Raw genomic sequence first — 23,515 nt, forward strand, 5'->3', positions numbered from 1 at the left:
AGTGTCAGACTTTTTATATGAAGTACAGGTTAGCATTTTCATCAACCTGGATTCATATCAATTAGATGATGCGCGTTATCAGAAGCCAAATGCTTGCAGGTAATTTGCCATCTAAGCTGTACCTAAAGCAAAGAAAATTCAGGCTTTTTGCAGATGGCAGCATATAAATCATTTGCACAAAAATAGTGCAATCGCCAGGCGAGTATGAAATCAGATTTTCTATTGTCAGTGCTGCATAAAAAGCGCTGATTTACTTTGATAAAACTCCAAAAAAGCGATTGCCACATGGCAAAATTAAAGTATATTTGTTACATATTCCCTGAATAGTGTTTTTTTGTCGGAAGTTTGCAGTGGTCTAAGCCAGTGTGAACGAAAAAAATCAGTGGTTTTGCTTCCTGGTCCTGCTGTGCAGTATTTCAGTTTTCATGGCGGGATTTTGTTCTTGTTTTAACTTTTTCATACCAGTTACGTACATGAATTTTTCAAATATGACCGTTAGCAAGCGTCTGGGGTTAGGTTTCGCTCTGGTATTAGCTTTCCTTATTGCCGTTACTATCGTCGGCATTACCCAGATGTCCAGAATTCAGGGCCGACTGGAAAAAATCGTCAATGTCAGCAATGTAGAAACCCGTCTGGCCTTAGATATGCGTGCGATTGTGTATGATCGCATGGTGTCTTTGCGGAATCTGACGCTGTTAAACGATGCTGCAGATATGGAAAAAGATCTGTCAAAAATCGCTGAACAGACTAAGAAATACGCAGATGCCAATGACAAGCTGTTCAAGCTGATAGAAACCGAAGGCAGCTCTACCCCAGAGAAAAAAACACTGCTCGACAAATTAAAAGAAAAAGAAGCAGCGGCTGCTTCCTTACCTGCCAAGGCACAGGAATTAGGCCTGGCAAATAATCCTGAAGTTGCAACCATTACGCTGATCAAAAAAGTACGTCCGGTACAGCAAGCCTGGTTAGATTCCCTCGATGAATTGGTCACATTGGAAGATAAGATCAATAATGAAGTGGCAGATGAAGCCAAGTCCGCATTTAGTTCTGCAACGCGCTGGATGCTGTTATTGGGTGCACTTGCCACGGTAGGTGGTATTGCGGCTGCCATTTTCATCAGCCGCAGCCTGCTCAAACAACTTGGCGGTGAGCCTGATTATGCAGCGCAGATCGCTGGTCAGATTGCAGCCGGTGAACTGACAGCGCCGATAGACATCAGCCAGGGTGATGACGACAGCCTGGTGGTTGAAATGAAAAAAATGCGTGACAGTCTGGTGCATATCGTGGCTCAGGTACGTTCAGGTACAGATACTATCGCCACAGCATCCAGCGAAATCGCAACCGGTAATCTGGATCTGTCTTCCCGTACTGAGCAGCAAGCCAGTTCGCTGGAAAAAACTACGTCTTCTATGCGTGAACTGACCTCGACAGTGAAACAGAATGCAGACAATGCTCGTGAGGCAAATCAGCTTGCAGCTTCTGCTTCGGAAGTTGCGCGTCAGGGTGGTGTCGTGGTGGCACAAGTGGTTGACACCATGGGCTCCATTAATGAGTCGTCCAAGAAAATCGTCGACATCATCAGTGTGATTGATGGTATTGCGTTCCAGACCAATATTCTGGCCTTGAATGCAGCGGTAGAAGCGGCACGTGCGGGTGAACAGGGTCGTGGCTTTGCGGTAGTTGCTGCCGAGGTCCGTAACCTGGCACAACGCAGTGCGGCAGCGGCCAAGGAAATCAAAACCCTGATCGATACCTCGGTTGAGAAAGTTGAAGTCGGTACTAAACTGGTAGGACAAGCCGGTGTGACGATCGATCAGGTGGTCAGCAGTGTTAAACATGTGACCGACATCATTGCCGAAATTACGGCGGCAAGTCAGGAACAAAGCGTGGGTATTGAGCAGGTCAATCATGCCATCATCGAGATGGACGGCGTGACCCAGCAAAATGCTGCGTTGGTAGAACAAGCGGCGGCGGCGGCCCAGAGTCTGCAGGATCAGGCGGCAGAACTGGCGAAAGTGGTCAGTGTATTTAAACTGGATGCTAATGAAGGCTATTCGTCCTATCAGACAGCAGCGGCGCCGGTTCATACACCGCAAGCCCGTCGTGTAGAGCCAGTCAGCGTGAAACCTAAGGCAAAGCCAGCTACTGTGCGGTCGCTGCCGGCGGCGAAACCTGTATCTAAGAAAGCAGCTGCTGATGATGATTGGGAAGAGTTTTAACTGAGTTAGCGCCCGCTGGCGCTGTTGGCGGGACAGTCACAACAATTCCTGTTTATTTTTACCAGAAATGAAAAGAAACGATATGATGAAATCTCTGCGCTCCTCCCTCTTTCCTGCCATGTTGCTGGTGGCAGCATCCCATGCGATGGCTGCAGACACTGCACCTGTGATGGACAGCAAATCCTGCGAGCCACCAAAATATCCTAAGGCTGCTCTGATCAACGAGGAAACCGGCACGGTTACCATGGGTTTTCTGGTTGGTACAGATGGTAAAGTGGTCGATTCCAAAGTCGAAAAATCCAGCGGCTCTAAGAGCCTGGATAAAGCAGCGCTGACGGCATTGGCTCAGTGCAAATTCAAACCTGGTACTAAGGATGGTAAAGCGGATCAGGCCTGGGCTAAGGTGGATTTCGTCTGGAAGCTGGAATAAGTGATTAAGTAGTTCAATAAAAAAGAGCGCCTCGGCGCTCTTTTTTATTGACGGGGCAAACTTCTGCCCCGGTTATGTCTTATTTCAAACCACGGCGTAACAGCAGCGGTTCTATCTTGGGATCACGTCCGCGGAACTGACGGAAAGACTCCATAGGATCAATACTGCCACCGCGTGACAGCAATTGCTGACGGAACCAGTCGCCGTTTTTACGGTTCAGACCACCCTGTTCGTGGAACCATTCCACCGTGTCCGCATCCAGCACTTCACTCCACAGATAGGCGTAGTAGCCAGCCGAATAGCCACCACCGAAAATATGCGAGAAATACGTGGTGCGGTAACGCGGTGGTACCGGTGCAAAATCGACACCCATGTCTTTTAAGGCAGCCTGCTCAAACGCGATTGCATCAGCAGGGATTTGCGCCGGCGTCAGCTGATGCCAGCGTTGATCCAGTAAAGAAGCGGCGATGTACTCCGTTGTGGTGTAACCCTGATTGAATTTTTTACTGGCCGCGACTTTGTCCAGCAAAGTCTGAGGAATCGGCGCGCCAGTCTGGTAGTGTTTTGCATAATTTTTCAGCACTTCAGGCCAGGTCGCCCACATTTCATTGACCTGGGATGGATATTCCACAAAGTCGCGCGGCACATTGGTACCGGAGAAGCGTGGATACTTTACGTTAGAGAACAAGCCATGCAGCGCGTGGCCGAATTCATGGAAGGCGGTCTTAACTTCATCCACAGTCAGCAGTGTTGGTTCGCCCGCTGGCGGCTGAGGAATATTCAGATGATTTGCGATCACTGGCTTCTTGCCGAACAAATGCGATTGTTCGACATAGGAATTCATCCAGGCACCGCCGCGTTTACTGTCACGCGCATACATATCGGCAAGGAACAGCGCCATCGGCTTACCATCGGCATCAAAAATTTCATAAACGCGTACGCTAGGATGGTAGACCGGTAAGTCTTTGCGTTCTTTGAAAGTAATGCCATACAGCTTGGTCGCCGCAAAGAATACGCCTTTTTCCAATACCTGATTCAGCTCAAAATAAGGACGTAACTGACCGTCATCAAATGCGTATTTTTCTTTACGCAATTGTTCGGTGTAATAGGCCCAGTCCCAGGCTGCGAGTTGAAAGCCACCTTGCTTGGCATCGATCAGCTTCTGTAATTCTGCGGCTTCTGCCTTGGCATTCGCCACAGCTGCCGGTGCCAGGCCGCTCAGCATCTTGTTGACTGCTGTGCTGGTCTTGGCGGTTTCGTCTTCCAGTCCATAATCAGCATAGTGCGTATAGCCCAGCAATTGCGCGCGTTCTGCACGCAGACGTGCCAGTTCGATGGCGATCTTGCGATTGTCACTCTCACCGCCATGGCTGCCGCGATTGACTGAGGCTTCATGCAGGCGTTGACGGATTTCGCGTTTTTCCAGGCTGGCAATTGCTGGTTGTCCAGTGGTGTTCATCAAAGGAATCAGGAATTTACCATCCATGCCCTTGGCTTTGGCGGCGGCAGCAGCGATCTGGATTTCCGCATCCGATAAACCGGCCAGATCTTCTTTATGTTCCAGTACCAGCGCCGAGGAATTGGTTTCCTTTAAGACGTTCTGGCTGAATTGATTACCCAGCGTCGCCAGTTGTGCATTCAGGGCTTTCAGCTTTTCTTTTTGAGTTGCATCCAGTTTCGCGCCGGCACGTACAAAATCGGTGTAGTAACGGTCCAGCAAGCGTGAGGATTCGGCATCGAGTTTCAATTGATCACGTACTTTAACGATTTGCTCGATACGTGCAAACAGCTTGTCATTCAGCGAAATCAAATCCTGATGCGCAGATAATTTCGGCGCCATCTCGCTGGATAAGGCTTCCAGCACCGGATTGGTATGGGTTGCGGTCAGATTGAAGAAGATCGTGCTGACGCGGTTCAGGGTTTGGCCTGAGCGCTCCAGTGCCACGATGGTGTTTTCAAAGCTGGGTTTGGCGCGGTTGTTCGCAATCGCCGCGATTTCTTTTTCGTGTGCACGGATAGCGCTGGCAAAGGCCGGTGCAAAGTGTTCATTGCGGATTTTATTAAATGCCGGTAATTCATATGCCAGGGTACTGGCGGCTAACAAAGGATTGTACGCGGCACGGGCTATCGATGCTGGTTTGTTGCTGGCGGTCTGGGTAGGCGCTGTTTCATCTGCATAGCTGGTCTGGATAGTCAGCGCAGAGCACAACAGCATGAGCAGGGTTTTGTTCATGACTGGATATGAGGAAAAAAGAATAAGGGATCAGAGCATAGCATCAGACCGCAGCTACGGAAAAAAATTCCGCGTTGGTGGATACTGGCTGTGATGTTTGCGCGGTCAGCGCGGGAAACCGGAAGAGGTAGTTCAGATCAAACCTGCTGCCACGTCTACGGGCAGCGGTGAACGGTGACGCAGTGTGTGCTTAGCGGCCCCAGCGCCAGCGCGGTGGCTCACCTTTCAGCCAGCAAACCGCGATCAGTACCAGGCTGGCTGCGGCGATGCCAAGCAGCGATACCAGCTGGCCATAGACCGGTTGCACCAGAATGGTATTGAGCAGTATTGCAAGCAGGTAGAACGCCAGTACCGCCCAGCCGTGCCAGCTGTTGGGGATGCTCCAGCCCCAGCCGTAGGTCTTCGCCGGAAACCAGTAGTTGTTATCTTTTGTTTTCATCGCCTCAGCTGTAAAGCTTATTTAAAGTGAATAGGATAGCAATTCAGCATAGCACAAAGCGGTTCGCCAGCTCGAAAACAAAGGAGGTTTGCCAGTAGCCGAGCAGACATAGTCCCAGCACCAGTGCTAGCAGCAGGAGCAACAGCAGACGGCGAATTTTGGACCATTCAGGCATGGGCCAGACTTTCGCGTTTGAGTGCAGCTTCATTGATAGGCAGGTTGACCAGCGCAGCAAAGATGCCCAGCATCAGCGCGATCCCCCAGACGATGTTGTAATTGCCGTTCAGTGTGTACAGATAGCCACCCAGCCAGACCCCCAGGAAGCTGCCGACCTGATGCGAAAAAAAGACAAAGCCGGACAGCATAGACAAATATTTGACGCCGAAAATACTGGCGACTACGCCATTCGTCAGCGGCACGGTGGACAGCCACAAGAAACCCATGGCGGCGGCAAAGATATACACAGAATAGGTCGACAGCGGCGCCAGTAAAAACAAGGCAATCACGATGCTGCGGCTCAGATAAATCGAGGACAGCAAATAGCGCTTAGGAAATAAGCCACCCAGTTTGCCCGCATAGTAAGAGCCGAAAATATTAAATAAGCCGATTAATGCCAGTGCCGATACCGCTACATTCGGGTCCATGATGCCACGGTCCTTCAGATAGGCCGGCATATGCACACCGATAAAGACGACTTGAAAACCGCACACAAAATAGCCCGCCACCAACAACTGGAAAGGGCGGTAATACAGCGCTTCGCGTATCGCTTGCCGTATGCTTTGTTGCGGCCCTTCACTGGCTACTGGCGCCGGATCGCGTAAACGCCAGGCCATAGGAATCATCAGCAACAGCAATACAGCAGACAGGATAAAAAAGGCGCTTTGCCAGCTGGTGTGGTGGATCAGCTGCTGCTCGACCGGCATCATGGCGAACTGACCGAAGGAGCTGGCCGCGGAAGAGATGCCGAAGGCCCAGGAACGTTTTTCCAGCGGTGCGGTACGTCCTATGATGCCACTGACCGCACCGAATGCGGTACAGGCCAGCGCTAAGCCAAGCAAGACGCCGGAGCCTGCAATAAACAGCCAGGCCTGATCTATGGTCGCCATCCAGAGTAGCCCGGCCGCATAACAGAGTGCGCCGAAAATCACGACCCGATGCGTGCCAAACTTGTCAATCGCGATGCCCGCCAGTGGCCCAAAAGCGCCCCACAGCAGGTTTTGTACCGCCAGTGCCATGGAATAGGTCTCGCGGGTCCAGCCATGCGCCTGCGAAATCGGTTGTAGCCAGAAACCAAAGCCATGGCGGATACCCATCGCCAGGGTCAGTACGACGCCGGAAGCGATGAGGATAGTTTTGAGATCGGGAGCCTGTTGCTGAGCCATACGCTGCTTTCTGAAAATGCGCTTAGAAAGTCCGGAGTCTAACGTAAAGTCAGGCTGGCGGTGGACTGGCAGCTTTACCGTGACGGAACCGGCGTCGGCGCCTGCAAGGGCAGACGCAGGCAGAAACGGGTCCCATGTCCAGGCGTACTGCTGACTTCTATGCTGCCGCCCATGATGGTGGTGACCAGATTGTGTACGATACTGAGTCCCAGCCCGCTGCCGCCTTGCCCAAGTTTGGTGGTGAAAAAAGGATCAAAGATGCGGCGCAGATCTGCGGCTGGAATACCCGCACCATCGTCGGTGAACAGCAGTTCAACCTGACTGAGACTGAGCATCCTGGCGCAGATAGTCATTTGCCCGGCGCTGCGACCGCTAAATCCATGCAACATCGCATTGTTGATCAGATTGGTCAATATCTGACCCAAAGGACCGGGATAGCTGTCCAGCACGATGTCTTTGGGTATTTCCAGCGTCAGATGATGGCCTTGTTTGAGTATCGAATTTTGCAGAGTACGGGCGACTTCCTGTGCGGTCTGCGCCAGATGGAATTGTCGTCTTTGCTGGCTGGTCTGATCGGCGCTGACTTGCTTAAAACTGGTGACCAGTTCACTCGCATTGTGCAGATTGCGCATCAATAATTCGCAGGCCTCGCTGAGTCCTTGCGTGAAATGCTGAAGATCTGAACGCTTCAGATGGCTGGACTCTAACTGCACTTGAAAGCGCTGGGTTTCTTCCTGCAAGGTACTGGCCGTCAGCATGCTGTTGCCGATAGGCGTATTGAGTTCATGGGCGACCCCGGCCACCAGTGAACCCAGTGCCGCCAGCTTATCCTGAGACACCAGGATTTTCTGGGCCTGGGCCAGTTGCTGGTAGGTGTCGGCATTGTCGATGGCAATCGCGGTATAGGCGCTCAGGGTTTTCGCCATATCCAGATGGATGGGTTGAAATGCATGGGTCTGGGTGCTCTGTATCGCAATGACGCCGCTGATCTTTCCTTTTAAAATCAGTGGCACATAGATATGCGAGGCTGGCACGAATAAAGGTTGTCCCTCAGCGTAAGACTTTTTATCGGTCAGACGTTCCAGCCCGGCGGCGCCTATATAGGCTGGATACTCTTCAAAAATATTATTGATGAAAATTTCTTTACGTTCCCGTACGCAGTAAGACGCCAGCAAATCAGGATCATTCACATCACGGAAATAAGCGCGCATAGCTTCGCCGCGCAGTATATTTCCTGGAAATTCGATGAGCTGTTTATCTGCATGATAAATGCCGATCGCAAATACCTCAGCGCCGATCAGGGAATGCAGATGTTGGTAGACCACGCTCATAATGGTGTTGTGATCGAGGCTGGAGGTAATCTCACGTCCGATTTCACTGAGCTTTTGCACCAATTGCTGGGCCTGGCGCAGCTCTTCAGTTTGCAGTCGCAATTCATAAGTGCGGTGCATCACATGCTGATTCAATTCCCGCTGCAATTTTTGAAAATCATCTTCGACGATTTTTTGTTGCATCAGACCGCACAGTTGACTTGCCAGTTGCTGTTCAGCGCTATCCCAATCGCATCCTTCCGCACGCGCAAACAAGGCGGCACCTATGCGATTTCCATGCGCAGTCAGTGGCACCACCAGCAGCATGGGGGTGGCTAAGTCAGCGCAAATCGCGCTCCATTCCGAAGTAAGACGCGCGTTGTCCGCCTGGTCTAATTGCAGCGTGCCGTTTGCTAGTGACAGCAGATGAGTGAGTTCAGGAAAGTCAGCTGCTTCGATAACGGGGCATCGTTCTGCCTCAGCATGTTGTCGGGCGCGGCATATAAAATGGCCACTCGCATTGTCTTGTATCCATGCTGCGCAATAGCCGGTGTCTAGCAAGTCAGTTGCCATCGCCAGCAATTGTTGCATGGCGCTGGAGAGTCCGGCTTCGCTTTGCATGATGCGGCCCAGACTTTGCATGAGACTGCTCATCCTGTTAACCCATTCGTATTTACTTGTCCGAAAATGGCGAGTACAAAGCCGCCATGGCGCGTATAAATGCAATATCAACGCTCAGCAGAAGTGACTGAAGAGGGCAAGCCTGATCCTGATTACTGAGCAGCTCTGGATACTCATCTTAGTGCAGAAAGCGCAAATTGTCGCATTCTAAGCAGAGATCTGTGCCTGCCCGTTGCTCGTGCTCTGCATACTGAGCTGTTAATTCACAGATAAGAAAACCATGAACACTGTACAACATGAATTCCCTGGCCTGAGCAGCATTGATCAGGGGCAGTGCTACCAGGCGGTATTGGCTAAGGACAGCCGTTTTGACGGCGTGTTTTTTACCGGTGTCACCAGTACCGGGATTTACTGTCGCCCCATCTGCAGTGTGAAACCACCCAAGGCCAGCTCCTGCCAGTTTTATCACAGCGCCGCTGCGGCCGAGGCCGCTGGTTTCCGACCTTGCCTGCGCTGTCGGCCTGAACTGGCCCCGTATGCGATACAGCAGAATCTGGCGTATGCGATCTGGCAAAAAATTGCCGATGGCGCGCTCAATGATCAGACGCTGGACGCATTTGCGGCAGAGGTGGGTTTGTCCTCGCGCCAGATCCGCCGTTTGTTATTACAGCAGTTTGGCGTAACGCCGGTCGAGCTGGCCCAGACCCAGCGTCTGCTGTTTGCCAAAAAGCTGTTACAGGAGACCCAGCTGCCTATGGCAGAAATCGCCTATGCGGCAGGCTTTGGCAGTGTCAGACGCTTCAATGCCTTATTCTCGGAACGCTATCAACTCGCACCCGGCGCGATCCGGCGCAGCCATTTACCGCCACAGGCCGCGATTACGCTCAGGCTGGCTTACCGTCCACCCTATGCCTGGCCGGCCATGATACGTTATCTGGCGGGCCGCGCCATGCCCGGGCTGGAAGCGGTGCAGACTGTAGGTGATCAGCAAGTCTATGTGCGCAGCATCAGGCTGGATGGCCATAGCGGGTGGCTGAAAGTCAGCTGCCAGCCGCACAAAGCGCAGCTGCAGCTGGAAATTGCACCGGCGCTGAGTCCGGTATTGCTGACCCTGATCAGCCGCGTTCGCGAACAATTTGATCTCGATGCGAGTCCACTCAGTATTCAGGCCCATCTTGAGGCTGATCTTGCGCTGAAACCGGTATTACAGGCCGTTCCGGGATTACGGGTGCCGGGTTGTTTTGATGCGTTTGAACTGGCCCTAAGGGCCGTATTGGGGCAACAAGTCAGCGTGGCTGGAGCCACCACTATTTCCGGTCGGTTGGTACGCGCTTTGGGAGAGCCGGCAGACACGCCATTCAGCGCGGTGACGCATCATTTCCCTACCCCGCAGCGCGTGCTGCAAGCCAGTGTTTCCGAGCTGGCCAGCCTGGGTATGCCCGCTAAACGCGCCGCGACTTTGCAAGAAATCGCAGGCTTTGCGCTGGCGCAAGGGCTGCACAAAAAACCAGCAGACAGTCTGGCTGGATTCGTCGCTGCGATCACCGCTTTACCCGGCATCGGTGCCTGGACTGCGCACTATATCGCGATGCGTGCCATGCGTTTTCCGGATGCGTTTCCGGCCGGGGATCTGGGCTTGCAAAAAGCCGCTGCCCGCCTCGCCGGTCAGCCGGATGGGCGTTACACCGAAGCGCAATTGCTGCAGCAAGCCGCAGCCTGGTCACCCTGGCGTGCTTATGGAGCGCTGTTACTGTGGCATTCCTTGTCGCAGACTTAGCATTTGTCCCTATTTTTCCAATACAGAACGGAGTCACAGCGCATGCACTATTTGTACACCGACAGCCCAACCGGCACGCTGTTACTGGCGGCCAGCGCGCAAGGCCTGAGTGGCGTGTATTTTCCTGAGCACCGGCACTTCAAAGGCATCGCAGGATGGCAAGCAGCGCCTGAGCATCCGCTATTGCTGGCAGCGGCAGAGCAGCTCGCTGGATATTTTTCAGGCCAGCGTCAGCACTTCGATCTGCCTTTGGATTTGAGTGCAGGTACCGTATTTCAACAGGCAGTCTGGCGTCAGTTAGCCCGGATTCCGTATGGTCAGACCCTGAGTTATGGCCAGCTGGCGCAGCAATTGGGGAATCCCGCTGCGGTGCGCGCGGTAGGGGCGGCGAATGGCAAAAATCCCTTGTCCATCATCCTGCCCTGCCATCGCGTGATCGCTGGCAATGGCGCCTTGACCGGATATGCCGGTGGCTTAAAAAATAAGCAGTATTTGCTGAATTTTGAGGCAAATATGCGACAGCTTAAACCCAGTGTTTTTGGTGGTTTTCAAGCCTGAAATGGCTGGAAACCCGCATGAAAATTAGATGTTGTTATTGTGGAAAATAATATCATTTAACTCATTTTGGTGCGATGCACAAAAAATGCTTGACCTGTGAAACAGCAGGTGTAGAATTGCAGTTGTTGCGGTGCACCATTCAATTTGATTTTCATGGACGGCGCTGCCAATTTTGATATCCTTTCCTGGAGAAAACCATGACAACTACACCTGAACAATTCATCGCTGCAACTAAAGCTAACCTCGAAGCGCAATTCGCGTCTTTGACTGCATTGAACAAAAAAGCTTTCGAAGGTCTGGAGCAATTAGTCGCATTGAACGTCAATGCAGCGAAAGCCAGCCTGGAAGAAGGCACAGCGACAGCAAAACAACTGATCTCTGCCAAAGATCCACAAGAATTTTTCACACTGAGCAGCGCGCAAGTACAGCCATCCGCAGAAAAAGCACTGGCTTACGGTCGTCACCTGGCCAGCATCACTACAGCAACTCAGCAAGAATTCACTAAGGCAGTGGAAGCGCACATCGCTGAAACTAACACTAAAGTGATCACACTGATCGATGAAGTGACTAAGAATGCACCAGCTGGCTCCGAGCAAGCTGTGACAGCCCTGAAATCTGTGGTCGGTAACATCAATGCAGGCTACGAGCAGTTGACTAAAACAACCAAGCATGCTGTACAGACTTTGGAAGAAAATCTGAACAAAGCAACGCAGCAATTTACACAAGCTGCAGAAAAAGCAACCGCTAAGAAGAAGTAATTATTCTTTGCTGGTTTGTTTCAAAAAGCTCCCGTCTCCCCCGGGAGCTTTTTTTACGCCTGTCGAATGCACACGCCGCTGTGACAAATATCCGCTGATAGGTGTAAGCTAGCAAATAGTTCTTTTTGCAATGCAAAAAATCAGGTACTCAAGCCGCATTCTGAGCCTGACCAGGTGTGATCCTTACATCATTTCTTTCTTCCCATTGATAGGAGATCTTTATGCAAGACGTCGTTATTGTGGCTGCTGGCCGTACCGCTGTTGGTAAGTTTGGCGGTACGCTGGCAAAAATTCCTGCTGCCGAACTTGGTGCTATCGTGATCAAAGGCTTGCTGGCGAAAACTGGTCTGAACGGCGCGCTGGTCAATGAAGTTTTACTAGGCCAGGTACTGACGGCAGGCGTAGGTCAGAATGCAGCACGTCAGGCCGTGATCAAAGCGGGTTTGCCGGATGCGGTGCCAGCCATGACGATCAACAAAGTTTGTGGCAGTGGTCTGAAAGCCACTCACCTGGCGGCGCAGGCGATTAAAGCTGGTGATGCCGACATCATCATCGCTGGCGGCCAGGAAAACATGAGTGCTTCGCCGCATGTGCTGGCCGGTTCGCGCGATGGTTTCCGTATGGGTGATGCCAAGCTGGTCGATACCATGATCGTTGATGGTTTGTGGGATGTCTACAATCAGTACCACATGGGTGTGACTGCAGAAAACGTGGCGAAGAAATATGAAATCAGCCGCGAAGAACAGGATCAGTTCGCGCTGGCTTCACAAAACAAGGCAGAAGCCGCGCAAAAGGCGGGCAAATTCGTCGACGAAATCATCCCGGTTGAAATCGTGAGCAAAAAAGGCACGGTGGTGTTCGATACCGATGAATTCATCAAACACGGTACCACAATCGAATCTTTATCGGCACTGCGTCCAGCCTTCGATAAAAACGGCAGTGTCACAGCCGGTAATGCATCGGGTCTGAATGATGGTGCGGCTGCAGTGATCATGATGTCGGCCAGCAAAGCTGCAGAACTGGGCTTGCCGGTACTGGCACGTATCAAAGCCTATTCATCCGCCGGTATTGATCCGACTATCATGGGCATGGGCCCGGTACCAGCGGCCAAACTGTGTCTGCAAAAAGCTGGCTGGACGCATGAAGAAGTCGACCTGATGGAAATCAATGAAGCCTTTGCGGCGCAGGCGATTGGTGTGAATAAGGAAATGGGCTGGGACACCAGCAAGATCAATGTGAACGGCGGCGCAATCGCGATCGGCCATCCTATCGGCGCTTCCGGTTGCCGTATCCTGGTCAGCCTGATCCACGAAATGATACGCCGTGATGCCAAGAAGGGTCTGGCCAGCCTGTGTATCGGTGGTGGTATGGGTGTGGCACTCGCGATCGAGCGTGACTGATACGCTGTCATCTGTCTGTACATAAAAAAACCGCTGTATGTTACAGCGGTTTTTTTTCACCAGGGCTGATGGCCGGCCTGGCCATCAGCCTGTGTATTAATGAATGCCGTGCATTTTCTTCGCCATCCATTTATTCAGCAGCATCAGCACGATACCTGCAGCAATCGGGATGATCGTGAAGATCAGGAAGAAGGTCGACATCGAATAGGTATTCGAGATTTCATCGATGTAGCTACCAGTAGAGCCGGCTATCTTATTCGCGATCGCAGTGTTGAGGAACCAGATACCGAACATCAGACCCAGCAGACGTTGTGGTGCCAGCTTACTGATGTAGGACAGGCCAACCGGCGAAATGCATAATTCACCCATAGTATGGAAGAAGTAAGCAGCGATCAGGAAAATCATGCTGACCGACGCGGTCTTCGCGCCAACCGGAATGCTGGATGCACCATAGGACAAAGCAGCAAAGCCCAGGCCCAGCAAAATCAGGCCAGTACCGAATTTAATCGGACCGCTAGGATTCCAGTGTTTTTCCCACATCTTAGTGAACATCGGTGCCAGTATCACCAGGAAGAAAGAGTTCAACACACCGAACCAGGTGGCAGGGATATTCGATTTATCCATAGAGAACTCACGGCCCAGCATCCAGATCACCAGTGCCCAGATCGCGCTGATACAGATTACCAGCAGGATGTTAGACCACAGATAGCGTTTTGCCGTGCCAGCGAATAATTTGATCAGCAACCAGCTCAGGATCGCGGTTGGGATCACCGTCATCAGACTGTTGACGATCTTGAAGATCATGCCACTGGTGCCAACCAGTTCACGGTCGGTATAGTCAGCCGCAAAAATCGTCATGGAACCACCAGCCTGCTCAAACGCAAACCAGAAGAAAATCGTGAAGAAAGAGAACACGCAGATCGCTTTGATGCGGTCAACCACCACATGGGTAGGCGGCTCTTCCTGAGGCACGACTTCTTTTTCAGCTTTCTGTGCTTTAGACAGACCGATATCGCCAAAGATGCCCTGACCCAGATAGAACTGTATCGCACCCAATATCATGAAGGCGCCAGCCAGACCGAAGCCGTATGACCAGGAGATTTTTTCACCGATATAACCGCACAGGGAAATACCAAAGAATGCACCGGCATTCACACCCATGTAAAACAGGGTATAACCACCATCACGGCCGCTTTCATTGTCCTTGTTATAGAGCTGACCAACAATCGCGGAAATATTCGGTTTAAACAAACCGGTACCAGCCACCACCAGCGATAAGCCCAGATAGAACATAGTCGGCGTATCAAATAACAGCGAAGCATGACCTGCCGCGATGATAAAACCACCCAGTACTACGGCACGACGGCTGCCGAGGAATTTATCGGCGATATAGCCACCCAGTATCGGTGTCAGGTAGACCAGACCGGTGTACCAGCCGTATAGCGCGGTCGCATCTGCGCGGGTCCAGCCCCAGCCGCCTTTTGCGGTTTCCGTGACCAGAAACAGCACCAGCAGCGCACGCATGCCGTAGTAAGAGAAACGTTCCCACATCTCTGTGAAAAACAGGACAAATAAGCTGTCGGGGTGCCCTAAGATGGTGTGCGCCCCAGGGTTTTGAATTGTGTTCAAACTGCTCTCCGGTTTTGGTTTTTTGTTAGACAAGTTCATCAGCAAAATTTTTTTCATTACTGATATCAGAATGATGTGAATTGAGTCAATTCGGCGCGTAGCTTACCACGATGAAAAACTCATAAAGAAAGACATATGTTGCAACGCAGCAAAAACAGTGCCAACCCGGCCTGAAACAAGTTTGCAAGCAAGCTTGCATGGATGCAATGTAAGTATTTACTATCGATATATTTGTTTTATAGATTGGTGATTAAAAAAACAGCCTGAAATCTCTGTTGACATTTCAGGCTGTTTTCTGGCTGTTGCAAGTGTGCTGCAAAGTTTGTGGCGTGGATGCGAAAACCGCCCTTAACGCAGAATTTTTTGCGCCGGATGCACAGTTTTTGTGTGGCCTGCCTCGGTTTTGAACACCGTCAGCGCTTGCCATAACTTATGCGCTTCGTCCTTGAGCGAATCTGCGGCTGCTGCGGATTCTTCCACTAACGCCGCATTTTGCTGGGTAGACTGGTCCATCAGATTTATTTCGCCGTTAATGCGCGCAATGCCAGCACTTTGCTCAGACGAGGCGGTGGAGATTTCACGCATGATGGAAGTCAGCCCCTCTACCGCCGTCAGCATGGTGCGCATGGTGGCTCCGGCCTGGTCGACCGCCTCGGTGCCGTGATCCACCTTGGTCATGGAGTTTTCAATCAGGGTCTTGATTTCGCGTGAAGCCTGCGCGCTGCGCTGTGCTAGGTTTCTGACCTCGGTCGCCACCACGGCAAAGCCACGGCCCTGTTCACCGGCGCGGGCTGCTTCTACCGCTGCATTCAGTGCCAGAATATTGGTCTGGAATGCAATAGCCTCGATGGTGGTGATGATGTCCGCCATTTTTTTGGATTCGGCCGCGATGTCGTTCATGCTGATGACCACTTTGTCGACCTCGGCACTGCCGCGTTGCGCGGTACCCGCTGCTTCCACACTGAGCTGGCGGGCGCGTTCTGCATGAGCGGCATTGTTTTGTACGGTTTCGTGCATGTGCTCGACGCTGCTGGCCGTCTCTGCCAGCGATGCGGCCTGGCTTTCTGTGCGTTGGGACAAATCCAGATTGCCTTTGGCGATTTCACCCGAGGCATCCGACACAAATTCGCTGCTGACCCGGATCTCGGTCACGATGCCGCGCAATTGCTCTTGCATCTGATGCAGCGCGTACAGCATGCTGTGCTGATCGCCGCGTTGTAAGCTGACCTGGGTAGTCAGATCCCCTTCGGCCACCCGGCGTGCAATTTCAACTGCAGTGTCCGGCTCGCCACCGAGCGGGCGGATGATGAGCTTATTCACCACATACAGCAACATCGCCGACACCACGGCCACGCTGATCAGGCCAATCAGGATGGACAGATTGCGCAGCTTTCTGACTTCGGCCAGGATTTTATCTTCCGGCACGCTGATCGCAAATGACCACGGCGTGTTGCTGGCACCGATACGGACCGGCACGAAAATGCGTGTCATGCTGGTGTCCAGCGCCGCATCATACAGCGTGTCTTCCCAGGATTTACCTGCCTGCACGGCAGCGATCAGCCCGGACGGAGCAACTTTGCTGTCCATAGTCTTACCAAGCAGCGCAGGATTGGCATCGCCTATGTACACCGCCTTATTCGACAGCAGGCTGGCTTGTCCGGTTTCATAAGGACGGATTTTACTGATGCTGTCCTGGAAGCCCGCGACCGGCAAATCCACGGTCACGGCACCGGCCAGTTTGCCATTGCTCATTACAGGGACCGTCACGGTCGTCATGAACACATCTTTACCGGCGATCTTATACATATAGGGTTCGAGCAGCACTTCGGTGCCGGATTTTTTGGCCAGCAGATAGTAGTCACCCGCGCCTTCTTTCTCGTAATCGGTCAGGGCTTCCACCTGTATGCTGCCGCTGCCACGGTTCCAGTAAGGCAGATAACGGCCAGTCTGGTCATGGCCGGGCTTGCCGGCGAATTCAGCATCCTTGCCATCAAACGCATTCGGCTCCCAGATCGTGCCGACGCCGGTAAATTCAGGATTGGCCGCTAATACACTCTTGAGCAACTGATCGGCCGCCTCGCGGCTGGGATTGCCCGCCGCTTTCATGCTGCTGAGTCCGGCTGCCAGGTTTCTGGCTGCGTACAGCGCCACATTGATTTTTTCTGCCACCAGATTGGCATTCGAAATCGCGAGCTGGCGTGCATATGCAGCAGAAGCCTGCGATTGCATCTGGCTGGCCTGATAGCTAAGCAGGCTGATGGTGACGGTAAAGCCGATAATGACCATGGCCAGCACGGCCAGTAGCATTCTTGCGCGTAAGCCGAGTGAACTGGCTGAAAATAAGTTTTGTTTTTTCATACTCTACAAGTCCTGGTTGCCCGATCTGGGTGCGTGTAGTGGCACCTGCGTGTTTTTTATATTTGAATGTTGGCAGCTTGCCAGAGATAAGCGGGGAATGGGGAGCTTAAAGGCAATTTTTGCTGATTGGTAACAATTTATTTAAGGAAATTTAAAACTCAGTGTGGTGTAGCAGGCACAAATTCTTATCCAAACGGAACCCTTTTCCCTGTACGTGCTCTAACAGGCCCTGGGCCACATACTCAGACCTTGCAAAAACTGTGCAAAAGTAATGCTAAAAAATTGCACAACTCCACCCTTACCGGTCCTGACAATGCACAGGCTGAGTTTTTTTTAAAATTTTGGAGACATATGATGAAGTGGAAAAACCTCGCCCTGGCGGCCAGTCTGCTATGCGGCCTGGTCAGCCATAGTCAGGCGCTGACAGCAGATCAGGTGAAAAGCTTTACTTTACCGAATGGCATGAAATTCCTGGTACTGGAAAGCCATACGATACCGAATGCGAATATGTACACCTACTGGAAAGTCGGTTCTCGCAATGAGGTGCCCGGCATTACCGGTTTATCCCACTTTTTTGAACACATGATGTTCAATGGCTCGAAAAAATTCGGCCCTAAGCAATTCGACCGCACCATGGAAGCTGCGGGCGGTGCTAACAATGCGTATACCAATAACGATCTGACGGTGTACCAGGACTGGTTTCCGGCGACCGCGTTGCCAGTGATTTTTGATTTGGAAAGCGACCGTATCGCGAATTTGTCCATCGATCCGAAAATGGTAGAAAGCGAGCGCGGCGTGGTGCTGTCGGAACGCAGCACCGGTCTGGAAAACTCGAATCTGCGTTCGCTCTGGGGCGCGGTATATGCGACGGCTTTCCATGCGCATCCCTATGCGATACCGACCATAGGCCATGAATCCGATATCAAGGCCTGGACCCAGACCGATCTGGAAAACTACTTCAAAACCTATTACTCACCGAATAATGCGGTTGCCGTGATCGTCGGTGCAGTCAAGGCCGATGAAGTCAAACGTCTGGCCGAACAGTATTTTGCCAAAGCACCGCAACGCGCCTTGCCACCGGTGGTACGCACCGTGGAGCCTGAGCAAAAAGGCGAGCGCCGGGTGTTTGTACGCAAGGAATCCGCGACCACGCCGAATCTGATGGTGTCGTACAAAGTACCGCCTGCCAATAATCCCGATTACTACGCCTTGCAAGTGCTGAACAGCATACTGACCGAGGGCAAAACCTCACGTTTGTATCAGGCGCTGGTCGATAAGCGGCTCGCGACTCAGGTCGGTGCCGATTACGGTAAGGCTTTTGATCCTGGTTTGTTTAACTTCTTTGCGGTCGCCGCCAATCAGGTGCCAGCCGCCAAAGTAGAAGCCGCCCTGCTGGCAGAAATCGACAAACTGATACGTGAAGGCGTGAGCGAAGAAGAAGTGCAGAAGGTGAAAAACCAGAAGCTGCTGAATTTTTACCGTGCGCAGGAAACCATCAACGGCAAAGCGGCCCAGATCGGTGACTATGAAGTGTATTTCGGTGACTATAAAAAACTGTTCGATGCGCCTGAGGCCTATCGTCGCCTGCGCGCAGCGGATATACAAAGAGTCGCTGCCACTTATTTTAAAAAATCTCAACGCACCGTTGGTGTGCTGGCCGCCAGCGAGGAGTAAGCCATGAATCAAGCCATAAACCAAGCATTCCGTCTGATACAACAAAGCGCCTTAGTCGCGGCCACCGTCACCACCCTGGCGGCTTCCGCGCAGGCCGCAGAATTTCAGTTACCGGCTTTTGAAACAGTCCGTTTATCGAATGGCTTAAGCATCTATATGATGGAAAGGCATGAAGTGCCGCTGGTCGCGGTGCGCGCCGTAGTGCGGGCTGGTGCCACTGTGGACGGTCCAGCCGCTGGTCTGGCTAACCTGACTGGTGACGCTTTGCTGCTGGGTTCGCGCGCTTACAGCAAACAACAGATCGATCAGAGTTTCGATTTCCGTGGTGCGCGTTTATCCAGCGGTACGTCTGCCGATGGCACGGTGCTGTATGCAGATTTTTCGAAAGACGATATCCAGACCTTGCTGCCCATCATGGCAGACGCCTTGCAAAACCCGCTGTTTGACGCGGACGAATTTGGCAAACTGCGCGCCCGTACCGTGGATGGTCTGAAGCAGGCCAAGGAAAGTCCGCGTAATGTTGTGCAGCCCTATTTCTACAGCATGTTGTTTGGCCAGGGTGCCTATGCCAATCCGGTCTCCGGTACCGTCAGCAGCGTGAGTGCGCTGGAAACCAAAGATGTACAGGGTTTTCATCAGCGTTACTTCCGTCCGGATAATGCCGCACTGGTCGTGGTCGGTGACTTCAAACCCAGCGTCATGCGCGCCCAGCTGGAAAAACTGTTTGGTAACTGGAAATCAGCCGGACCCATGCCAGCCCGTGTGGACACTGGCAAAGTCAGCGCCGATAAGTCACGCGTCTGGCTGGTGAATAAAGCCGATGCAGCCGAAACCACCTTCATGTTTGGCGGTGCCGGTATCGCGAGAAATGATGCGGATTATGTGCCGCTGCAAGTCATCAACACCATCCTGGGCGGGCGTTTCACGTCTTGGCTGAATGATGAATTGCGCGTCAATTCCGGCCTGACCTATGGTGCGAACAGCAGCTTCCAGACCTTGGCGCAGGCCGGTGTATTCGGTGTTTCCAGCTTCACGGCGACGGCCAAAACCGAGGCAGCGCTGGCACTGGCCCACAAAACGTATCAGCGTTTGTGGGATAAGGGCATCGATGCGGCCACGCTGGAATCGGCCAAAGCCTATGTCAAAGGCCAGTTCCCGCCGCGCTATGAAACCAATCAGCAACTGGCGGGTTTTTTGAGCGATATGTATGTGTCACAGATTAATCGTAGTCAGATTGATCACTTTATGCGCGATGTCGATGGATTGACGCCGGAAAAAGCGAAACAATTGGTGGACAAACATTTTCCACGCGATAAACTGCAAATGCTGTTAATCGGCAAAGCCGAGGCAATTCGTCCTGTCGCCGCGCAATATGGTGAGGTGACTGAACTGGACATCAAAGCGGATGGATTTAAGCCAGCCGCCAGGTAATTCTCAGCACTCAGCCCGGTTTCACCGGGCTCCGGCCTGACAAAACCGCTCTGTTATTGACTTGCAGGGCGGTTTTGTTTCATCTGTCAGACCGGATGTGAACCGTCTTTTTGTGAGCTTATGCATTTGAAAAACATGAATTCAGCGCCACTGCGCCCCGTGATGAGCGCACTGGCTTTGCTGCTCTGCCTGACGCAGCCAGCGTCAATGGTACAAGCCGCCAATGCCAATGGCGCTGCGCGCACCAGTCAGAACGAGAATGGCTACCACTTACCGGCCCCGGAATTACAGGCGATTGTGGATGCGCCACGCGGGCCGCTGTTCAAGCTGGGACCGCAGCGCAAAACTGCCTTGATGGTGCATTTGCCGGGTCTGCCTGGCATCGCCGATGTGGCGCAGCCTGAGCTCAAGCTGGCTGGCCTGCGCATCAATCCGCGCACCCGTGCTGCCAGCCATTTTGATTTTGGCACCAGTTTAAGCCTGCTCGATGTCGCCACCGGTAAAAGCCGCGAAGTCAGTGGCCTGCCAGCCAAAGTACGCATCGCAGAAACCCTGTGGTCACCGGATGAACAATGGGTCGCTTTCAGCCGCTGGGTCGATGATGGCGTGGAATTGTGGCTGCTCGATGTGCGCAGAGCGCAGGCACGGCGTCTGATGGCGGATAAGCTCAATGCTGTTACCAGTGCCGGTTTTTCCTGGACGGGTTCAGATGAATTGTTTGTCAGATTAGTACCGCAAAATCAAAAGCCGCTACCCCCGCCATCCATCGTGCCTGCGGGCCCAAATATGGTGGAAAGCCGCGCCGGTAAAGGGGCACAGAACCGCACTTATCCCGACATGTTGAAAACGCCAGCGGATTCAGACATGCTGGACTGGCAGTTACAGACCCAGCTCGGTTTTGTCAGCATTAAAGGCGAAGTCAGGCGCATCGGTCCGGTCATGACGCTGTCTAAGGCCAATGTCTCACCCGATGGCAGCCTGATTCTGACCACGCAGTTGCGCCGCCCGTATTCCACCATGTTACCTATGGACAGATTTGGTCAGCTGATCGAATTGTGGGATGACGAGGGACGCAAGGTGCGTACCGTGGCCGAGCGGCCTATGCGTGAGCGCATCCCTTCCGGTAATGATGCGGTGCAGGCCGGGCCACGTGATTTTTCCTGGCGCACCGATAAACCGGCCAGCCTGACCTGGCTGGAAGCACAAGGTGGTGGCGACCCTGAATCCCATACCAAGGTACATGATGTCTTCATGCAGCAAGCCGCACCATTTGATCATCCGCCACAAAAGCTGATGGAACTGGGCTGGCGTTTTTCCAGCGTTCAGTGGGGCAATGACAATCTGGCGCTGGTCACAGAAAACTGGAGCAAGACGCGAGATACCCGTACCTGGCGCATCCGTCCCGGTGTCGCGGACAGCAAACCTGAGCTGGTGTTCAGCCGCAAGACCGAAGATCAGTATGCCAATCCGGGTAATCCTGTGATGACGACCAATGAGATGGGGCGTCAGGTATTGCGCATCACGGCCGATGGCAGGTCCATATTCCTGACCGGTACCGGTGCCAGTACGGAAGGCGACCGCCCTTTCCTGGACCGGCTGGATCTGGTCAGCCGCCAGACCACGCGTTTATTCCGTTCACATCCGCCGTTTTACGAAGAAGTGGTCGGCATACTCAATGACAAGGGCAGTCAGATCATCCTGAGCCGCGAGTCGAATGAAGAGCGGCCCAACTATTATGCCGATGACCTGGGTGATCATGTGCCGCGCCGCGCGCTGACCAGCTTCGCCCATCCTTACCCGCAACTCAAGGGCGTGAAAAAGCAGCAGATTCGTTATGAACGCGAAGATGGTGTGGAACTGACGGCCAATCTGTATCTGCCACCGGGTTATGAGCCTAAACGCGATGGACCGCGTCCCACCCTGATCTGGGCCTATCCGCGTGAATTCAAAACCGCAGAAGCAGCGAGTCAGGTCACCGGTTCGCCGCATCGTTTCAACCGGATTTCCTATAACGGCCCGCATGTGATGCTGGCCCGTGGTTATGTGGTGGTCGATGGTCCCGGCATGCCGATTATCGGTGAAGGAAAAAAAGAGCCGAATGACAGTTATCTGGAGCAGCTGAAGATGAATGCCGAAGCGGTCATCGATGAAGTGGTTAAGCTGGGCGTGACTGACCGCAACCGCATCGCGATTGGCGGCCACAGTTATGGCGCTTTCATGACTGCCAATCTGCTCGCGCATACCCGCTTGTTCCGCGCCGGGATTGCGCGTTCCGGTGCGTACAACCGCACGCTGACGCCATTTGGTTTCCAGTCGGAAGACAGGAATTTCTGGACTGCGAAGAAAACCTATCTGGAGATGTCGCCATTTAATTTTGCGAACCAGGTCAAGGACCCTATCCTGTTCATTCATGGCGAGCAGGACAATAATAGCGGCACCTTCCCTATGCAGAGTGAGCGTATGTTCCAGGCCTTACAGGGCTTGGGTATCGCCTCGCGGCTGGTGATGCTGCCCAATGAAAGTCACAGCTACCGCGCGCGCGAGTCGATACTGCATATGCTGTGGGAGCAGGATCGCTGGCTGGACATGTATGTGAAAAATGCCAAAGGCGAAGCTGGCGGCAAAGACTGAGATACAACTGAGCCGGACAGATACTTCATCCACGCAGCTCAGCACCTCATTAACAAGTCAACGGGGAGGCTCAGGCCTCCCCTTGTTTTTTTGCACCCATGTAAAGTTTTGCATTAAGATGCCTACTGGCTTGCATTACTTTTGCACCACTTAGGTGTGCTGCAGCCCGCCTCATCCTGACACCGATTTCACCAATAAGGCCACGCTATGCTCAAAGCCGTCATTTTAGATGCCAATGCGGTTGCCCGTAATTTACTGACTTCCGTACTCAATAATGGCGGGCATGAAGTGGTGGGCGACGCCAATCTGGCACCTGCCAGTCTGGCACGCGTGATCCGTCTGAAACCGCAAATCGTTTGTATCGATATCGGTGAAACCAATGAAGAAGGGCTGGCGATCATCGACCAGTTGCGCCGCGACTTGCCTAAGGCGCTGTTATTCCTGGTCTCGGCCAAAATTGATGCGACTATTCTGCAGGCCGCACAACAACGCGGGGTACATGGCTTCATCGTCAAACCATTTAACTCGGTGGCGGTACTGACTTCTATCCGCAATATCATTTTGCGTATCGCCAAACAGCAAAGAGCGGCAGCGCAGCCACCCGCCGATACGCAGGACACCGCAGCATTGGATAATTCCTCTGCACCGGATGCGGTTTAATCCCC

The 23,515-nt window shown here is 52.8% G+C and carries 16 protein-coding genes; 10 read left to right on the top strand and 6 right to left on the bottom strand.

Annotation, left to right across the window (positions count from 1 at the left end; all coding sequences use genetic code 11):
- The first annotated feature begins 473 nt into the window (after positions 1 to 473).
- Complete coding sequence (locus H8K43_RS12800; protein WP_230403927.1) at positions 474 to 2,219, top strand: methyl-accepting chemotaxis protein; 1,746 nt, start codon at positions 474 to 476, stop codon at positions 2,217 to 2,219.
- Positions 2,220 to 2,301: 82 nt separating this feature from the next.
- Positions 2,302 to 2,649, top strand: coding sequence for an energy transducer TonB (locus H8K43_RS12805; protein WP_408058533.1), 348 nt, complete (start codon positions 2,302 to 2,304; stop codon positions 2,647 to 2,649).
- A 79-nt stretch (positions 2,650 to 2,728) separates the two neighbouring features.
- On the opposite strand, the gene H8K43_RS12810 is transcribed toward H8K43_RS12805, so the two are convergent.
- The 4 genes from H8K43_RS12810 to H8K43_RS12825 all read right to left on the bottom strand — a co-directional run bounded on the left by H8K43_RS12810 (position 2,729) and on the right by H8K43_RS12825 (position 8,667).
- A complete protein-coding gene (locus tag H8K43_RS12810; protein WP_186904199.1) occupies positions 2,729 to 4,882 on the bottom strand; it encodes a M3 family metallopeptidase in 2,154 nt (717 codons plus the stop codon).
- Positions 4,883 to 5,072: 190 nt separating this feature from the next.
- Positions 5,073 to 5,321, bottom strand: a complete 249-nt coding sequence (locus H8K43_RS12815) for a hypothetical protein (RefSeq protein ID WP_186904200.1) — start codon at positions 5,319 to 5,321, stop codon at positions 5,073 to 5,075.
- 167 nt (positions 5,322 to 5,488) lie between these two features.
- Positions 5,489 to 6,703 carry an MFS transporter gene (locus H8K43_RS12820; RefSeq protein ID WP_186904201.1) on the bottom strand — a complete coding sequence of 405 codons (1,215 nt, stop codon included), beginning with the start codon at positions 6,701 to 6,703 and terminating at the stop codon, positions 5,489 to 5,491.
- Positions 6,704 to 6,777: 74 nt separating this feature from the next.
- On the bottom strand, positions 6,778 to 8,667 hold the full coding sequence (locus H8K43_RS12825) for a GAF domain-containing sensor histidine kinase (RefSeq protein ID WP_186904202.1): 1,890 nt from the start codon (positions 8,665 to 8,667) through the stop codon (positions 6,778 to 6,780).
- A gap of 247 nt (positions 8,668 to 8,914) precedes the next feature.
- Between H8K43_RS12825 and H8K43_RS12830 the strand changes: the two genes are divergently transcribed.
- From H8K43_RS12830 to H8K43_RS12845, 4 genes are all read left to right on the top strand, one after another.
- Positions 8,915 to 10,411: a DNA-3-methyladenine glycosylase 2 gene (locus H8K43_RS12830; protein ID WP_186904203.1), complete on the top strand. Its 1,497-nt coding sequence runs from the start codon at positions 8,915 to 8,917 to the stop codon at positions 10,409 to 10,411.
- A 42-nt stretch (positions 10,412 to 10,453) separates the two neighbouring features.
- The gene (locus H8K43_RS12835) at positions 10,454 to 10,969 is read left to right on the top strand and encodes a methylated-DNA--[protein]-cysteine S-methyltransferase (RefSeq protein ID WP_186904204.1); all 516 of its coding nucleotides are present in this window, start codon (positions 10,454 to 10,456) and stop codon (positions 10,967 to 10,969) included.
- Between the two features lie 197 nt (positions 10,970 to 11,166).
- Positions 11,167 to 11,727, top strand: a complete 561-nt coding sequence (locus H8K43_RS12840; protein ID WP_186904205.1) for a phasin family protein — start codon at positions 11,167 to 11,169, stop codon at positions 11,725 to 11,727.
- A 221-nt stretch (positions 11,728 to 11,948) separates the two neighbouring features.
- Positions 11,949 to 13,127, top strand: a complete 1,179-nt coding sequence (locus tag H8K43_RS12845; protein ID WP_186904206.1) for an acetyl-CoA C-acetyltransferase — start codon at positions 11,949 to 11,951, stop codon at positions 13,125 to 13,127.
- A gap of 96 nt (positions 13,128 to 13,223) precedes the next feature.
- Here the strand turns inward: H8K43_RS12845 and H8K43_RS12850 are convergent, their stop codons facing one another.
- Together H8K43_RS12850 and H8K43_RS12855 are read right to left on the bottom strand one after the other, a co-directional pair.
- Positions 13,224 to 14,756 (bottom strand): peptide MFS transporter, encoded by a 1,533-nt coding sequence (locus H8K43_RS12850; RefSeq protein ID WP_222611035.1) that lies wholly within the window; start codon positions 14,754 to 14,756, stop codon positions 13,224 to 13,226.
- A 348-nt stretch (positions 14,757 to 15,104) separates the two neighbouring features.
- The gene (locus H8K43_RS12855; protein ID WP_186904207.1) at positions 15,105 to 17,114 is read right to left on the bottom strand and encodes a methyl-accepting chemotaxis protein; all 2,010 of its coding nucleotides are present in this window, start codon (positions 17,112 to 17,114) and stop codon (positions 15,105 to 15,107) included.
- A 351-nt stretch (positions 17,115 to 17,465) separates the two neighbouring features.
- On the opposite strand from H8K43_RS12855, the gene H8K43_RS12860 reads away from it, so the two are divergent.
- The 4 genes from H8K43_RS12860 (at position 17,466) to H8K43_RS12875 (ending at position 23,510) form a co-directional block, all read left to right on the top strand.
- Positions 17,466 to 18,788, top strand: a complete 1,323-nt coding sequence (locus tag H8K43_RS12860; RefSeq protein ID WP_230403928.1) for a M16 family metallopeptidase — start codon at positions 17,466 to 17,468, stop codon at positions 18,786 to 18,788.
- Between the two features lie 3 nt (positions 18,789 to 18,791).
- Positions 18,792 to 20,219, top strand: a complete 1,428-nt coding sequence (locus H8K43_RS12865) for a M16 family metallopeptidase (protein WP_186904208.1) — start codon at positions 18,792 to 18,794, stop codon at positions 20,217 to 20,219.
- A 135-nt stretch (positions 20,220 to 20,354) separates the two neighbouring features.
- Positions 20,355 to 22,850 carry a S9 family peptidase gene (locus H8K43_RS12870; RefSeq protein WP_230403929.1) on the top strand — a complete coding sequence of 832 codons (2,496 nt, stop codon included), beginning with the start codon at positions 20,355 to 20,357 and terminating at the stop codon, positions 22,848 to 22,850.
- 207 nt (positions 22,851 to 23,057) lie between these two features.
- Positions 23,058 to 23,510 (top strand): ANTAR domain-containing response regulator, encoded by a 453-nt coding sequence (locus tag H8K43_RS12875; protein WP_186904210.1) that lies wholly within the window; start codon positions 23,058 to 23,060, stop codon positions 23,508 to 23,510.
- Positions 23,511 to 23,515 lie beyond the last annotated feature (5 nt).

Source organism: Cognatundibacterium curvum (genome assembly GCF_014284235.1).
Lineage (GTDB): Bacteria > Pseudomonadota > Gammaproteobacteria > Burkholderiales > Burkholderiaceae_D > Undibacterium > Undibacterium curvum.